Origin of the sequence: Photorhabdus thracensis, from assembly GCF_001010285.1 — a bacterium.
GTDB classification, from domain to species: domain Bacteria; phylum Pseudomonadota; class Gammaproteobacteria; order Enterobacterales; family Enterobacteriaceae; genus Photorhabdus; species Photorhabdus temperata.
In genome coordinates, this window is sequence record NZ_CP011104.1 from 4,690,925 (window position 1) to 4,707,929 (window position 17,005).

General features: G+C 43.0%; 13 protein-coding genes, 1 pseudogene and 1 CRISPR repeat array (1 of these 15 only partly in view). Of the genes and pseudogenes, 1 reads left to right on the top strand and 13 read right to left on the bottom strand.

Annotated features, from left to right (window positions below; translation table 11 throughout):
• Nucleotides 1–118: 118 nt before the first annotated feature.
• The 11 genes and pseudogenes from VY86_RS20470 to VY86_RS20515 form a co-directional block, all read right to left on the bottom strand.
• The gene (locus tag VY86_RS20470) at nucleotides 119–910 is read right to left on the bottom strand and encodes a DUF4123 domain-containing protein (protein WP_046976346.1); all 792 of its coding nucleotides are present in this window, start codon (nucleotides 908–910) and stop codon (nucleotides 119–121) included.
• Nucleotides 907–2,658, bottom strand: coding sequence for a type VI secretion system tip protein TssI/VgrG (tssI, locus tag VY86_RS20475; RefSeq protein WP_046976347.1), 1,752 nt, complete (start codon nucleotides 2,656–2,658; stop codon nucleotides 907–909). The genes VY86_RS20470 and tssI overlap by 4 nt, the downstream gene beginning before the upstream one ends.
• 21 nt (nucleotides 2,659–2,679) lie before the next feature.
• The gene (locus VY86_RS20480; RefSeq protein ID WP_046976348.1) at nucleotides 2,680–3,081 is read right to left on the bottom strand and encodes a hypothetical protein; all 402 of its coding nucleotides are present in this window, start codon (nucleotides 3,079–3,081) and stop codon (nucleotides 2,680–2,682) included.
• Between the two features lie 58 nt (nucleotides 3,082–3,139).
• Nucleotides 3,140–3,874, bottom strand: coding sequence for a hypothetical protein (locus VY86_RS20485; protein WP_046976349.1), 735 nt, complete (start codon nucleotides 3,872–3,874; stop codon nucleotides 3,140–3,142).
• Nucleotides 3,871–5,427 carry a lipase family protein gene (locus VY86_RS20490; RefSeq protein WP_324251533.1) on the bottom strand — a complete coding sequence of 519 codons (1,557 nt, stop codon included), beginning with the start codon at nucleotides 5,425–5,427 and terminating at the stop codon, nucleotides 3,871–3,873. Before VY86_RS20490 ends, VY86_RS20485 begins: the two co-directional genes overlap by 4 nt.
• Before the next feature lie 19 nt (nucleotides 5,428–5,446).
• The gene (locus VY86_RS26325) at nucleotides 5,447–5,764 is read right to left on the bottom strand and encodes a hypothetical protein (protein ID WP_338012137.1); all 318 of its coding nucleotides are present in this window, start codon (nucleotides 5,762–5,764) and stop codon (nucleotides 5,447–5,449) included.
• Nucleotides 5,764–7,095: a type VI secretion system baseplate subunit TssF gene (locus VY86_RS20495; RefSeq protein WP_238591510.1), complete on the bottom strand. Its 1,332-nt coding sequence runs from the start codon at nucleotides 7,093–7,095 to the stop codon at nucleotides 5,764–5,766. Before VY86_RS20495 ends, VY86_RS26325 begins: the two co-directional genes overlap by 1 nt.
• 1,591 nt (nucleotides 7,096–8,686) lie before the next feature.
• Nucleotides 8,687–9,265, bottom strand: coding sequence for a YceI family protein (locus VY86_RS20500; RefSeq protein ID WP_046976351.1), 579 nt, complete (start codon nucleotides 9,263–9,265; stop codon nucleotides 8,687–8,689).
• Between the two features lie 24 nt (nucleotides 9,266–9,289).
• Nucleotides 9,290–9,844 (bottom strand): cytochrome b, encoded by a 555-nt coding sequence (locus VY86_RS20505; RefSeq protein WP_046976352.1) that lies wholly within the window; start codon nucleotides 9,842–9,844, stop codon nucleotides 9,290–9,292.
• Nucleotides 9,845–10,602: 758 nt separating this feature from the next.
• Nucleotides 10,603–11,136: pseudogene (locus tag VY86_RS20510) on the bottom strand (hypothetical protein); the annotation flags it as partial.
• A 428-nt stretch (nucleotides 11,137–11,564) separates the two neighbouring features.
• Nucleotides 11,565–11,801, bottom strand: coding sequence for a DUF2442 domain-containing protein (locus tag VY86_RS20515; RefSeq protein WP_046976354.1), 237 nt, complete (start codon nucleotides 11,799–11,801; stop codon nucleotides 11,565–11,567).
• A gap of 238 nt (nucleotides 11,802–12,039) precedes the next feature.
• Between VY86_RS20515 and argS the strand changes: the two genes are divergently transcribed.
• On the top strand, nucleotides 12,040–13,770 hold the full coding sequence (gene argS / locus VY86_RS20520) for an arginine--tRNA ligase (RefSeq protein WP_046976355.1): 1,731 nt from the start codon (nucleotides 12,040–12,042) through the stop codon (nucleotides 13,768–13,770).
• Nucleotides 13,771–13,848: 78 nt separating this feature from the next.
• On the opposite strand, the gene VY86_RS20525 is transcribed toward argS, so the two are convergent.
• Complete coding sequence (locus VY86_RS20525; RefSeq protein ID WP_046976356.1) at nucleotides 13,849–14,616, bottom strand: thioesterase II family protein; 768 nt, start codon at nucleotides 14,614–14,616, stop codon at nucleotides 13,849–13,851.
• A gap of 488 nt (nucleotides 14,617–15,104) precedes the next feature.
• Nucleotides 15,105–16,640: a murein biosynthesis integral membrane protein MurJ gene (gene murJ / locus VY86_RS20530; protein WP_046977005.1), complete on the bottom strand. Its 1,536-nt coding sequence runs from the start codon at nucleotides 16,638–16,640 to the stop codon at nucleotides 15,105–15,107.
• 89 nt (nucleotides 16,641–16,729) lie between these two features.
• Nucleotides 16,730–17,005: a CRISPR direct-repeat array (repeat unit 28 nt; unit sequence TTTCTAAGCTGCCTGTACGGCAGTGAAC) (it continues 1,193 nt past the right edge of the window).

The following is a 17,005-nucleotide window of genomic DNA, read 5'->3' on the forward strand; positions in this document are numbered from 1 at the left end:
AGGTAATAGTAGTCAGATTGACCCTCTAGTTCAACAAATTTAACAACCAGAGCTGTGTTTTTATTATTCCAGAACGTTTTAGATTTCAGCCATCCTTGCATCAAGAATTCGCAAGATGCTAGCCATCATGCGATTCAGTGGTCGGATATTGCTCATTGAACGTCTGCAAATAATCCTCACTGGTCAGGTTGCTGATGTTATCGCCGTTTTCTAAACGCGCTTTCAACCAATTGATAATCCGTTCCACTAACCGCCCCTCTGACTCATTCAGTTTTTCAGCTAATTCACCGTGGTTTTCCCATAAATGACTACTGATCACAAATGCCTTCCCTTTCAGGGCATAATCGGAATGATGCCAGGCATACGATAAATGACTATCCAGGACGAAAAGCCGTTCATTCCCACCTTGACCACAATTTTCAGGGCGGGAATAAATCTGGGGATCAGAGGTATCGATCATTAACTCACTCACCGGTGTCAAAAATGCTGACCAATCGCTGATTATCATTGCCGGTAATAACTGGCTGAGAATTCGGGGATCCATACTGCGCAAGAGTACCTGCTTCTCCTGTAATATCACCTGCTGGCGTGAACGCCAGTGATTAAGCTGTTGGGTCCATAAATCCTCACTGCGGTAAGCCCACCCCCAACTGTTGTCGCTCAGGGTTTTGCTATCAAGCAGATGACCGATTACTGACAGATAGCCTGACCTGGGCTGAACCAGCCAGGGGCTTTGTGCCAGCAGGTGATCCATCGGTGTACCGCTGTATAGTGGAAAAGCCTGTTCTACCCAGTCGTTTTTGTAAAAGCGACCGATTGGGTTAGGTTCTGCCAATGAATTGAGCATAAAGAAAACGGGCGGCTTATCAGGCGTGGTCAACCACTGTTGCCAATTGATAGAAATGTTCATGCATCCTCCTGGTTATCGATAATCCAGTTAGCTTCTTGTTGAGCCTGCACAGCACAAATTGGTTTGACTGGAGATTTTGGAGATTTTACATCAGGCAGCGGTTCTACCCCCTCTGGCAATTGCAGAGACAAACCACGCCCGGCACCGGCAGCGCCTTGCCCGACTAATAGGTTTGGAGAGGTTAGAATACCGCCGGGAGTTAACCGGATAAAATGGCCGCCGATTTTCAAGGTGATTTCTGACGCCGCTTCCAGCACGATTTTACCGCCACTTTTCAGGTGCGTTTCCTGACCACTTTCAGCAACCAGTGCTTCCCCGGTCTGTAAATGCTGACTGCCGGTGATACGGTGCGATACATCCCCATCGGTACTGTATTTACCGGAACCGATAATTTTCCGGTGGTCATCAGCGCGGATTTCACTGTAACGGTTATTGTCGATCCGCTGTTTATGGTCGTGTTCAATATGCCAGTAGGTATCATGCTGAATATGGGCGGTCAGATCTCTCTGTCCGTGCAGGTAAATCTCTTCCTGGTCTTTGGCATCCTCAAACCGCAATTCGTTAAAACCATCACCTTTATGGGTCCGGGTTTTAAACGTGGTGCGGGTTTTCTCGGCGGGTAAATCCAGCGGTGGCCGGTTTAAGCCGTTGTAGGTGCAGCCGGTGACAATCGGCCGATCAATATCGCCGTTCAGATAGGAAACAATCACTTCCTGACCGATGCGGGGAACCGCCATAAAACCGTAACCGCTGCCGTTCCAGCCTTGCGCAAACCGTATCCAACAAGATGCGTTTTCATCGGCCTTATCATAACGATCCCAGTGAAAATGGATGCGGATACAACCGTCTTCATTGACATAAATTTCTTCCCCTGCCGGGCCCACCACGGTTGCTACTTCATCACCATCCGCCAACGGTTTGTAGCGATATAGCGCTCGCCAATCCTGATAGCCGGAAATAAAACTGAATTCGTTATGCAGATAACTTCCTGATCCGCCACTGGCTTCTTGCAGGGCTTGCGGGCATTTGCCGTAATGATGAATGGTCACGATTTGCCAGCGGGTGTTCATGGCATCAATCGGATGCTCGTTGAGGTCAAAGATTTTACCGGGCATCAGCTTAAAGCAGTTGCTTTGCCCGCTGCCCGCCTGACGTTGATTCTGAACGGCCTGCTGACGGCGCTGGACAAACGGTTTCGCCTCCGCGTCTTTCTGAAAACGGCCGTAGCTTTCAAAGATCGAAAACAGGGTTTCTTGCCCCTCAACACGGGGATCGGTATTGGCCCGGTGTGTCAGGCGGTAAGACGGGTTTTGCGTCACATACTCACGTGTGTAATGAAACTCATTCAGTTGGGAATCGGCTAGAATATAGTGTTTCTTCAACAAACTTTTGAGGATTTCCGGTACGCTTTGCCGATGATAAATCCGGCTGTCCTGATTCAGGTTCATCCGCCAGAGCGCAGGCCGGACGGTGAGATAATAAATCGTGCGGTGAGTATGGGTATCACCCAGTACAGCCTGCGCAATAATGCCGCTGACCTGACGTTGCTCAACGCCATTGAAAACCACCCGGAACTTCACCGACTGTAATAACAGTGATTCCAGATCAATATCGGCCCGTTTACTGACCAGAGTTAAAGAGAGAGTAAACAGTTCAGATAATTCCTCCTGTAAAGAGAATTCCGCTACCGCAAATGTTTTCTCCGGCAAATCGGTAATCTGACAGAGAAAATGTAATCCATCGTTCATAGGGACTCCTTATTTCTGGTGTTACTTTATGTAACGGGTATCTACCATTTGAGTATCGGTTTCAATGTGTCCATCGGGATATTCAACCCATTCTCCCTTCCCATTAGTCACGGTAATCTTTGGCATTTTGGTTTCATCCAGCTTAGGCTTAAAGGTAATTTTCCATTCCGCTCCTGGAATTATATAGGTCGGCACTTTGTGAGGCGACATACCTGCATCAAGTTCATATTCAAGACAATCTTTTGAAATATATTCTGCCGACACATGCGGTTTTGTGTATTTCGGCGCGACACCTTCTACTGTTATCCACGGCCCCTTTCCAGCAGATGAAAAAGGAAAAAGCCAATTAAAAAAGGTATCACTAAACGCCCAATAAATAAAAGACAGCAATAACAATAACAACGAAACCTTTAGTATTTTCATACTGGGAGTTCCTTACTATCACATTTCATATTTATCATGGTCAGTTTTCCTGATGAGATTACTTTATATATCGGTAATCGACTTCTTGGGTATTGGTTTCAATGTGTCCATTTGGATATTCAACCCATTCCTTTTCTTTAGTCACTGTGATTTTCGGCATTTTGGTTTCATCCAATTTAGGATTAAAGGTGATTTTCCATTCCGCTCCCGGAACCAACGTTAATCGAAAGGGGCGCATTCTCACTTCACCTTGTAAGAATATTCTGTTCGGACGTTTCTCAACCATCTTCAAAACAGGATAAATAATAGGACTGTAATTAATAGTATCCAATGCCGCAGTTTCGCTAAGATTTGTTCGGGCTGCATCGTTGATAAAGGCGGTTAAACCCGTTCCTCCACCTCCTTCATATATAACAACATCTTTCATCAGATGACTAACATCGGTATAACTCACCGATACAAAGGCCCGGTCAATTTTCCATTTACACCAGCCTCCGCCATTAAACGGTAATTTCGCTTGAAAGTAACCCGTTTTCGGATCGGCCTTCACACTCAGACGTAATCCGTGATAGGTCGGCACCTTATAAAGGGACATGTCAGCATGCCATTGATATTTTAGGCAATTTTTTGATATGTACACAGCAGACACATGCGGTTTTGTGTATTTCGGCGCGACTCCTTCTACCGAGATCCACTGATTCTTTTTAGGGGGAGAAAGTGGCTCATTTGGGTCAGCACAGCCTGATATTAATGTAATTAACAACACTAATAAACATTGATTGATATTTGTCATGGTAAATCTTCCTCAATTCCTACCCCGTTATCCGTATAGCGCAATAAGGCCAACGGACCTTGTTTATCTTGTTGAGTGCAAATCAATGCTTGCTTCAACTGATGATCCATCTGTAAAAATAATGCATCCCGTTGCCGAATACCTTGAACAATATCGGTCCTTTCATTCAGCGTTTTTTCAAATAATTGTTCCTGATCCCGGAAAAAATGGTATTTCTCCGGCGCAACCAATTCGGCTAATCGCGCGCCAATGTAGCGGGCATATTTCAGTGAACTGTGATCAGGGAAACCCAGCGCATCTTTTAAGGTCGGGTTTTCATTCAATGGAAACCATTTGGCTTTATCTGCCTCACTGATCTGTTGAAAAAATCTTTTCTGAATATCCCCGGCATCCTTCAGATTATTTTCTGTTTCACGGTTTAATGACGGAACTAAATACAGTTTTGTTTTGGTGGGTAAGGTGGTTCTGAGTCGTACATGATTACTGGGGTTACGTTCTTCCAGCCATTCAATAACCAAATTGATTTTACAAAAGTGCACTATTTTTCCGTGATGCAGATAAATTTCACCGCTGTTGGTAAAATCCAGTAATTCAATCGGACTAAACAAATAGCCTAGTGGCCCCCAACAACGATAAAGCCAGTTATCCAGATTTTTTTCTGGGGGCACAGCAGGAACCGGATCATCTTCATTGACATGACGGTAATGGGTGATAGCTGACAATTCCCTCACTGCACTACATGTTAATACTCTGGGCATACCGTAGCTGTAAAGGCAAGGATCGAATTCTTTCAATTGGGCACAGTGCAACAATGCCAGCGCACCTCCCAAGCTGTGACCACAGATAAACAACCTTTTGCTTGCGGCTAAATCCAACACATCACTGAACACTGCTGTAATACCATCACTAGGGATGGCTAGATTTTCAACCAAATTGAATGCCTGCCAAAAGCCTTTATGCACTTTGCCACTATGGATAAATCCGCTGCACAGGGCTTTATCATCACAGCCTAACCCCAAAGGCTGATACGTTGCATCTGTCATGGCATCCGTCATACTGGCCGTGCCTTTCCAGCTAACAACTACATCACTCTGGCTGGCCACATAAAACAACTGGGTATTACCTCCTACACCATCAACATTTGCTGAATCAATGAACTCCACTTTAGTATAACGTTCACTGAACGGCACATCGTAAACCACAGGTGTTGCCGATAATTCCTCAACTTTATAGGGCAGCGTTGAAATATCCACCATCTGCCGATTAAAAAAGTGAGTCACCGAGCCTTCAGTATCAACATCCCCACCGGCATAAGCCAACACACTCATCAAACACTGGTTATACGCATTAACAATGGAATACTCTTTTTGATGATGTAGCTGCAAGACCCAGGCCCGAAACGGGCATATTTCCAAGACATACCGTTGATTTAGTGGATGAACCGTGTAGCCACTTGGCTCCGGGTCTGGAAAATGATAGGGAGGCGGAATTTTTTTAGGATCACTCCAATCCTTAATCACCGGCAACCCATCACTAATCTGCCCGATAGTCACATAGTAATATTGATGGCCTTCAGCTTCGGCTTTTGGCTTTTGGCTTCACCATCGACGCTTCCTCACCGCGTATTTCCCGCAACGGGCGTTGTTCCATCTCATCGGCCAACGATTGGGCATGGATAGACAATATCACGGGATGAGCCGACAAGTTTTCTTCCCTGAGCACCCCGAAACCATCCGTTGTCCCCCGGCGCACATGATCCGGTAATCCCCAGCTTACCAAGCCATAAGGCGCATTGATTAGCGGTTTTCCCTGTTCATCCACCAACTGAAATTCCACCCAGTGTTTCAAACGCCTGCAATCAAAACATTCACGCGGATCTATTTTACTCATCAGTGTTTTCCTCTGCTTGTTATTAAATATAGGGACGCAGTCCGAACATCATCTCTTGAAAGTCCCACAAGACCTCTCCCGTCTGACCATCTAATCACCTTCATCATCAAAAAAGCGCCCATGCTGATGAAAACTGTCAGCAGGCGTGTCACCACCAGGCTGAACTGATACATCTCCCCCTGATTGGCAAAACAATCCGGGTTCAGGGTCAGGATAAGCTGGTGACCCCGCACAGGAACACCCTTGTCCAGCCTATCTATCGGGATGTTCTCCAGCCGGACGATACCGCTAATATGTGACTGGATACGTCGGCTTAATGCCTGGTCAGGGGAAAAATCAAATATTTTCAGAAACTCTTGTAACGAGCGGGTTTGAAATATTATCCAGGGCGAGCCGGCAAAGCAGGAAATCAACGGCCAGGCTGATCTTTCCTCTATCATGGAGGGATAACAGGCTGAAACGGGAGTGATATTGCTGACCGTCAACCCCGTGGCGTTTTCGCCCGCCAGATTGATATCGCCGATACCCAGGTCAGCCGCCTGCGACTGATAGCCGGTAAACTGGCAAAAAATGGATTGCGACGGCAGGTTATCCGCCGCTTTACCATGACAGTCAAAGAAACGCAGCTGATAGCGGGTATGCTGCAAAATATCGCATTCCGTATTCAACTGATAATAATAAAGAAATTCCGCATTCGGCTGAAAATGAGAGGTCAGAGTAGATTTTTCAACCGGCAGATAGCGGTAGGGTTGCCCGCGTTCCAGCTTCGGCTCCGTCGATACGTAAACGTGATCCAGATTGAACAGCCGTTCTGTCGGATTTAATGGGATGTCATAATCGCTGATGCCACTATTCACCGGGATTGCCGCACTGGTCATCGGCTCCAGTTGTCTGACCGGCACGCAATCCAGCAGAAAGGTTTGGGCAATATCAGTCAGTTCCAGACTGCCTTCAAACTGCAAAATCAACTCGAATGTCCGGTCCGCGTTCAACGCCACTGACGAACACCCCTCCGTGATATCAATCGTCACAAAATCATGCACATGCGGGAAATAGTAATATTCCGTCATCAGTTGCAAAATGGAAAACGGTGAGTTTTCCCCGGACGGAAGAATAGCAACCTGCCGCTCTGTTCCCCACAACGCCGATACCGTTTTGTAGCGAAGACGAGAAGCTAACAGGGCATAGACCTGTATTGCTCGTTCAGCATCCGGATCACCCGCCCCTTCGGATAAAAAACCGGCCAGATGAGGGTGTTCTTTTCCGGCTTCCTGCGCCAGTTGCCGCATATAATTCAGCTCTTGCAGGAAAAGCGACATTCTTCTATTCATCACACGCTACCCTTATCTATTTTTTACCTGAAAAAGTGTCTGCGAAGCGATCAACGTGGTACCACACGAGGTTTTCATGCCCTCCAGAGCAAGCCCCTGTTGATTAGTCCCACTTGCAGTCGAAGCGCCCTCAGCAATGGTTTGATCCCCGCCGGGAATTGAAATAATTGATCTCACCACCCTAAAAATAAGGTAGCAAAAATCCGATTACCACAGACAGAAAGCACAGCTCTATGCAGTGAGTAATAACAAATTGAACGACAGGAAGACAGCAATGTATCCCCATCGATTAATCCCTTTGAATAAAGGGAACAGAAGTTGAAATTCCTTTCATATTGTTCATATGACGGAACTTAAAGTAATAGTTATTAAACTTTCATCAGAAAGCAAGAATTTTTTATAAATTTACAAAAATATAAATTTGCAAGAAATTGTTACAAACGGTAAGAAAGTATTACAGACTCGGTATGAATTCAATTATCTTCAATCTAATAAACAATAAAACGGATAATGACATACCATTTTCTCAGAAAAATAATCCACGATAGATAAAACAGCTTCTCATTCACTTAAATTCCGTCTAATTATCATTGCGACAGAATAACACATTGATTTTTAATCAAAAAATATATTTATCCTAATTTGCTACGATAACTAATAACGCTATCTGTTTAATTGTTTCACTAATGACCCATTCTTCATTAAATACCGGGGATAATGATATTATTATCTTGCTCAATAGATTATATTCCGTTGTTAGTCGGTTTCCTGTCAGGTGTAAATTGCCGTACAGAGCGCAATTTACACCAACAGTCATGCCGGCTTTCAAGAAAGGTCATGGATGAAGGGAGAAGCCAAAATAAATGCCAATGAATTCTCATCCCCGTGAACACGAGGAACAGTATTTGAAGTCAATCGAATTATGACTTCATTTATGGTTCATCTCCGTTGATTCAGAGAATATGTCATCTATTGTTCGCATATAATTCAGCTCTTGCAGGAGAAACAACCCTCTCCTATTCATCATATTTAGGAAGACAAAAATGTATCTCAATCGATTAATCCCTTTGAATAAGGGGAACGGGATTCGAAATCTCCCTTATACTGCTCATATAACAGAACTTGAGCAATAATTATTAAACAATCACCAAATAGCAAGAAAAATTTTCATTTTTTTAATTTACAAAAATAAATTGGTAAGAAAGTGTTACAACCTCGATAAGGGTTGAGTTATCGCTCCGCGGCAGAAAACGAAAAAAACACTAACCGGCCATAATCATTTAAAATTGCGAATACAGAGAGATTAAAGATTTTATATAAGAGGCTGATTTAACTCAATAAGCGTGCTTTTAAGAAAAATAGTAAATTGCGTTTAATCAAAATCCATTAACCAGTAAAAGAAAGTTGAAAACAAATCAGTAAGCAAAGAGTATCATCAAAACAGACTGACATGCAGGTGTTTTCTCACTGTTATTTTACGAAGCAAGCCATAAAAATAATGCAATAAAAAAAGGATAATGGGCTAATCAATCCTGAAACCTGGCTAATGCCAGGTTTTTATTTATTCAGTTTACATCAAGTAATCAGGATATTACTTTTCCCGAATGCCTTCGACAGAAATCAGTAAATCCGCTTCCTGTGATTTAGGGCCTAAATCTGCTTTGAAATTAAAGTCTTTCAGGTTGATTTTACTGTATGCTTCAAAACCTGCGCGGTAACCACCCCATGGGTCTTTACCTTCACCCATCAGTACTGCATTCAATACCACTGGCTTTGTCACACCATTTAAAGTCAGATCACCTGTAATAGTATATTTATTCCCATCTTTTTTCACTTCGGTTGAAGTAAATTTTGCTTCAGGATATTTCTCTGTATTAAAGTAATCTTTACTACGCAGATGTTTATCACGCTCAGCGTGGTTAGTATCCAAACTGGCTATTTTAATTGTGACATCAACTTTATCCGCCGCCGGGTTTTTCTCATCAAATGTGAAAGAACCATCAAAATCCTTAAATGATCCATATAACCAACTGTAACCCAAATGCTGAATGCGGAATTCAATAAAGGCGTGCTGACCCGGTATATCGATTTTATAATTGGCTGCTAATGCAGAACTTGCATTCAATAACAATGCACCCGCAGTCAGGCCAAGTAACGTCTTCTTCAACATATTATTCTCCATAATCGTTTTGTATTATTCAGGACGGAAACCCAGCATACGCTTCAGGGTTGCATCACGGTCAATAAAATGGTGTTTTAACGCAGCAACAGCATGTAATAACGATAAAATCACCACAGTCCAGGCAAGATAAAGATGAATCATTCCAGCAGTATCTGCCTGTTTGCCCTGACCGGTTAATGTGGCTGGCACAGTAAACCAGTCGAAGACAGAAATTGGCTGCCCATCAGCCGTCGAAATTAAATAACCACTAATCAGAATGCTAAACAGCAAAACATACAACAGAATATGTACTAAAACAGAGCTGATTCTGGTCAGGCGGTTATAACTGGCTAAGGGTTTTGGTGGTGGAGAAACAAAACGCCAGATAACACGCACAACCATCGCTATCAGCAGCATGATTCCAATGCTTTTATGAATTTCAGGTGCTCCGTGATACCACGTATCGTAATACCCTAAAGTCACCATCCACAGCCCCAGTGCAAACATGCCATACACGGTCAATGCAACCAGCCAGTGTAAAATGACAGATAAATGACCAAATTGGTTGGAGGTATTCTTCCAAAGCATAGTAGTTCCTTTTTAGATCAATGCTGGTGAGCTATTCTTTTGGATTTATTAAATCATAAACGATATTAATTTCTTTTTTATTAAAAATTTCAACAAATAATTTGTAAAAGATTTTCAATTTTAATCAACGAAACTCACTTAAAATAAAAAAACATTAAATAACAACAAAATAGAAATGAATCGCATCAGGAATAATGCCAAAAAACATATAATATATATTTTTTTGTTATATTGTTTCTGAGATTTTAGCTAATGAAATAGTCAATTATCTTATTTTATGTTTATGAGAAATATAACCACCTAAAAAACAAGCAGCTATGATAAAGACAAAATATCATTTTCAATTTAATAATTCACAACAAGAAATTAATCTTATTGCAAAATAACGAAAACTTAACCGCATCTCTTGTTATTTAAAACCGCAACAATGACAGGTTTAGAAATTCGTAAGATGTTAACCATCTGCCCTGCTGGTTCATCCAGTTTCTTAACCTGCTTACCGTGGTTTTCCCATAAATCGCTAGAGCACAAATACCTGCCCTTGCAGGGCGTAATCAGAATGGAACCAAGCCTCAAGTAAATGATGACCTAAGACAAAGGGCTTTTCATTCTCACTTTGACTACAATTCGAGAGTAAACAGTTCGGATAATTCCTCCTGTAAAGAGAATTCCGCTACCGCAAATGTTTTCTCCGGCAAATCGGTAATCTGACAGAGAAAGTGTAATCCATCGTTCATATAGACTCCTTATTTCTGGTGTTACTTTATGTAACGGGTATCTACCATTTGAGTATCAGTTTCAATGTGTCCATTGGGATATTCAACCCATTCACCTTTCCCGTCAGTCACAGTGATCTTCAGCATTTTAGTTTCATCCAGCTTAGGCTTATAGATAGTTTTCCATGCAGCGCCTGGTGTTAACTTAAATCGAAAGGGATACATACCGATCCTACCCTGTAGGAATATTCTTTTCGGACGCCCTTCAACTACTTTCAGGACAGGGTAAATAACTGGACTGAAATCAATAGCATTCAATGCCGCTATTTCGCTAATATTCGTCTGGACTGCGTCATTGATAAAGGCGATTAAACCTGTTCCCTCCGCGCCTTCCTCCTGAATAGCATTTTTCACCAGATGGCTGACATCGGTATAACCTACCGTCACAAAAGCCCGGTTGATTTTCCATTTGCACCATCCTCCACCATTGAAAGGTAATTTCGCCTGAAAATGGCCGGTTTTTGGATCTGCCTTTACATCCAGACGCAATCCGTTATAGGTCGGTACCCTATAATGCCGCTCATCATCATGTTATTATTGCATTCACACTGACATTTCTTTTCAAAACATTACAATTTAAAACTCATTTTGCCATTATTTATTAATGATTCGACTAACTCTAATCATAGCCATGCAGTTGAATAATCCATACCATGTTTTCTTATCATCACAGCAAATATCACCGGTTTATCCCCGCTAATGTGAGGAACATATTCCCTATTTGATAGCCAAATCCGTATTGTATGGTTCATCCCTATGAAATACAGGGAACACCCCAAAACTCTCAAATAATAATTTGACCTTTATTATATTGGAAAAAATCCTTAAGGAAATCAAACTGGCTTTGCTTGAATAGGTTAAATAAAAACAAAACCCACTCAGGCTTTCCCTTTAATCAACTCAAACTTCCAATATCGAAATACCATTCCAGAGTCAATTCCTTTTCATTGAGAAATGACTTTTCGATATAAAACATCCGAGGCCAAATCAGCTTCATTAGGCCAACATACTGCCCCGAATTTATCCACCTTCGCCTGAGCGAAAAACTGAGGATCTTTCAATGGCTCAAACATAGAGCTAAACAAACGATCAGCAATTGAGATTTCGCCTTGCGTTCCATCATCAAAAGTTAGAACCAGAATATATTCCGGTTTAGTCTGCACATTAATCACTCTTCTCATGACAACCACGCCAAAGATTCGATTTTGTTTAACGGACGATGCTGCTCTGCCAGCCTCCAATCATCCAGCAGTTCTTGTCGGTGCTGATGGCCCAATTGCCTTGACATAAAACGGCAGGTTATAGCATGCCGTGTACTGAATATGGTATAAAACTTGCCGTTTTTTCTTATGAATCATTTTGCAAAGGGTATTGTTTGCTACAATATACCTATTCTTGTTCGTAATTTAAGGTAACCAGGTGAATATTCAGGCGATTCTTTCAGAAAAAGTCAGCCAGGCGCTGATTGCAGCAAGTGCTCCAGCCGACAGTGAAGCTCACGTCCGTCAATCCGCGAAAGCGCAATTTGGTGACTATCAGGCCAATGGTGTGATGGCCGCCGCTAAAAAAGTGGGTATGCCGCCCCGACAACTGGCAGAAAAAGTTGTTAGCCTGCTGGATCTGCAAGGTATCGCCAGTAAAGTTGAAATCGCCGGCCCCGGTTTTATCAATATTTTTCTTGATAAAACCTGGATTGCAGCGAATATCGAAACTGCACTGAAAGATGAGAAATTGGGCGTTACTCCAGTCGAACCGCAAACTATCGTTGTCGATTATTCAGCACCTAATGTCGCTAAACAGATGCACGTTGGTCATCTGCGTTCCACCATTATTGGTGATGCTGCGGTCCGTACACTTGAATTCCTCGGCCATAAGGTTATCCGCGCTAATCACGTTGGTGATTGGGGAACCCAGTTCGGTATGCTGATCGCCTATCTGGAGAAAGTACAGAACGAAAATGCCGGCGATATGGCACTGGCCGATCTGGAAGCTTTCTATCGTGAAGCAAAAAAGAACTATGATGAAGATGAAGAGTTTGCGGCCCGCGCCCGTGGCTATGTGGTGAAGCTGCAAGGCGGTGATGAGTATTGCCGTACTATGTGGCGCAAGCTTGTGGATATCACTATGGCCCAAAACCAGCAAACCTATGACCGTCTGAATGTCACTTTGACTCAAGATGCCGTGATGGGGGAAAGTCTGTACAACGATCTGCTGCCCGGTATTGTCACTGATCTGAAACAGAAAGGTCTGGCGGTAGAAAGTGATGGCGCAACCGTGGTTTACCTTGATGAGTTTAAAAACAAAGAAGGTGAACCAATGGGCGTGATTATCCAGAAAAAGGATGGCGGCTATCTCTACACCACAACGGATATCGCCTGTGCAAAATATCGTTATGAAACCCTGCACGCTGAACGTGTTCTTTATTATATCGACACCCGTCAACATCAGCATTTGATGCAAGCATGGGCTATCGTTCGTAAAGCAGCCTATATACCAGAAGCCATGTCACTGGAACACCATATGTTCGGCATGATGCTGGGTAAAGATGGCAAACCATTCAAAACCCGTGCCGGCGGCACTGTCAGGTTGACCGATCTGCTGGATGAAGCCATTGAACGTGCCGATAAACTTATCCGTGAGAAAAACCCGAATATGCCAGAAGATGAGCTGAAAAAAGTGGTTGAAGCTGTGGGTATCGGCGCAGTGAAATATGCCGATCTCTCCAAGAGCCGTACGACAGATTACATCTTCGATTGGGATAATATGCTCGCCTTTGAAGGTAACACCGCGCCTTATATGCAATATGCCTATACCCGCGTGGCTTCGATCTTCAAACGTGCCGATATTGATGAAAGCAGCCTGACTTTACCGGTTATCCTGAATGAGGATCGTGAACAAGCTCTGGCAACCCGTTTGTTACAATTCGAAGAGACTATCACCACCGTCGCCCGTGAAGGTACGCCACACGTTATGTGTGCTTACCTGTACGATTTAGCCGGTCTGTTCTCTGGTTTCTATGAACACTGTCAGATCCTGAATGCTGAAAATGAAGAACTACGCCAGAGCCGCCTGAAACTGGCTTTGCTGACGGCGAAAACACTGAAGCTGGGTCTGAATACCTTGGGCATTGAGACGATAGAACGGATGTAACTGTACAATCGCGGTTTTCTCTGAAAAATTGGCGTGATATAGGCATATATTGCCTTATCACGCCTGCTAAGGTTTGTATTATACAGTCATCGTCCGTTCTTGTTTGGTGCTCAATGCAATTCTGGTATGAATGATATTGGCAACCACTTTCGGTATATGCTGAATAAAGAAGTGATCAGAATCGACGAGGTGAATATCAACACCACCACAAGTGTAGTTTTCCCACGCCAGCATATCCTCTTTTGACATCGTTTTATCCTCTTGCCCATAAATCAAAACGAGTTCAGATACACTTTGCTTTTGCCGCAAGTAATACTTCATATGGTAATTAAGCGATAAATCATTACGAATAATAGGAAAGAATATCGCTTTGAAATCTTCATTATTGATGACTTCATCATGCGTTCCACCATATTTTGCCAACAGCTCACTCAATTGCGCATCAGAAAAATCAAATGGATCTTCTTTAAAATTGGTAATATGCGGAGCGGCTTCTGCGGAAATAAATACGTTTGCCGGAGACTGGTTCTCATTATTTAACCGGTTAGCCAATTCATAAGCAAACAAACCGCCGTTACTGTGCCCAAATAAAGAGAACCGGCTACCGTTAATCAGATGTCTCATTTCCCCGTGTACTGCCTGCAAAATCTTTCCCATATCCCGGCTTAACGCTTCACCAAAACGACTGCCGCCACCCGGCAATTGTAATGCATATACCGCAATATTTTTCGCCAGACAAGTGCTCAGGCCACGGAAAACCTCTGCCGAGCCACCCGCATAAGGAAAACAAAATAAGATATGATCAGTTTTATCTGATTGAGTATGACTTAACTTTTCAAACCACATAAATTCTTCCCCACTCAGTTAAATCTATCAAGGCCAGCAAGTTAATCTATGACATCTGAATAACCCGCAAAACACAGGACGATGTCAATTATTTATTTTTAAGATGATTAAATGTTCATCCCGATATTATTTACCTGTCGAATTTAATCCAGTAGCTGTTCCAAATCGCATTCGGATCAGTTAGTTAGCATAACAAATATAGCCATATTATAATTGTGATTTATAACAGGATCCCTTATATTTTCATGAAAAAACACGACCTGGCACGCACAATGAAATTTTTATTCAAACATTGTTAAACTAAGTGACTATAACATCCAGGTCATCACTTAATTATGAATATTTCAACGATGAAAATATATAGCGGAGAAATTAGTCACAAATCAATTAGTTGGTTACATTAATTCTATGAAAGTTGATATCCCAGCAGTCTCCGAAAGCTCAAACGCGGCTTGATCCGAGAATAACCGCTGGGATACCTGAATTTATTATAAACCGCGGTGGGCGAAATCTTTCAACCGGAAACCCATCAGCATCAATGCAGCAAAATAACCGCCAGCTCCAGCGATAACCACCATCATTAACCGCAACAGACGCATAGCCATATTTCCCTGTTCCCATGCTGGCATCAACCATAAAGTAACAGCTAACACGGCAACCATTACTGCAATTGCCACAACCAGTTTAAATAAGAAAACACCCCACCCCACCAGCGGCTTAAAGATATTTTTCTGCCGTAATTGCCAGTAAAGCATACCGGCATTGAAACAAGCAGCCAAACCGATAGAAAGCGCCAACCCAGCATGTTTCAGTGGGCCAACAAAAGCCAGATTCATTAGTTGAGTCAAAATTAAAGTCGCAATCGCAATTTTCACCGGGGTTTTGATATCGCCACGGGAATAAAAACCCGGTGCCAATACTTTAACAATAATTATCCCCATCAGCCCGAAACAGTAAGCAATTAATGCCTTCTGAGTCATTGCCGCATCAAATGCAGTGAAATTACCATACTGGAAAAGAGAAACCGTCAAAGGTTCTGCCAGAATACCCAGCGCGATAGCACAAGGCAGCGCCAATAGGAAACAGAGCCGAAGCCCCCAATCCATCAGTTTAGTGTATTCCTCATGATTGCCACTGGAAAAACTTTTCGCCAGTGAAGGCAAAAGAATGGTTCCAAGAGCAACGCCCAATACACCGGAAGGTAATTCCATCAAACGGTCAGCGTAATACATCCAGGACACAGAACCGGATACCAGAAATGAGGCGAAAATTGTATTAATAATTAATGAAATCTGGCTGACTGAAACCCCAAGGATCGCCGGCCCCATCTGTCGGATAACCCGCCATACGCCACTGTTACGGAAAGAGATGCGCGGTAATACCAGCATGCCAATTTTTTTCAGATGGGGAAGCTGATAGACAAGTTGCAAAATACCGCCGGCAACAACCGCCCAACCCAACGCCATCACCGGTGGATTGCAATACGGGGAGACAAACAGTGCAAACACAATCATGCTGATATTAAGCAACGTCGGGGCGAAAGCCGGTACAGAAAACCGATTCCAGGTATTTAATATCGCCCCTGCCAACGAGGCCAGTGATATCAGAAAAATATAAGGAAACGTAATTCTTAACAGATTTGTCGTCAGAGCAAATTTATCCGCAGTATCGGTAAAACCCGGCGCGGTAATATAAATCACCCACGGTGCAGCTAAAATACCCAGCACCGTAACAACCGCCAGAATTAACGTCAACATACCGGAAACATAGGCAATAAACGTCCGGGTCGCTTCGTCTCCCTGCTGATTTTTATATTCAGCCAAAATCGGCACAAATGCCTGAGAAAATGCGCCTTCTGCAAAAATACGGCGCAACAGATTAGGTAATTTAAATGCAACAAAAAAGGCATCCGTTGTTGCACCTGCGCCAAATATACGGGCAATAATGGCATCACGGATAAAGCCCAAAACCCGGGAAAACATGGTCATAGAACTGACCGCAGCCAGCGATTTCAATAAATTCATCGTATTTATCTCAAAATCATGCTCAAAAAAACGCACCAACCGAAGTCAGTGCGTCAAATAAATCAACTCATTAAATCTGAATTTAATCATTTCTAAACTGCCTGTACGGCAGTGAACGATACCATACGCAGCCGCAAACACCTTCTTTTTTTCTAAGCTGCCTGTACGGCAGTGAACTTTCTATTTCATGTTTATCGAACATACCCATCTTTCTAAGCTGCCTGTACGGCAGTGAACTCCCGTATAAGATACAACATCAAATCACCGAATTTCTAAGCTGCCTGTACGGCAGTGAACTAACAGAAGTAGCAAAATTAACATATGAAAATTTTCTAAGCTGCCTGTACGGCAGTGAACGAATATTC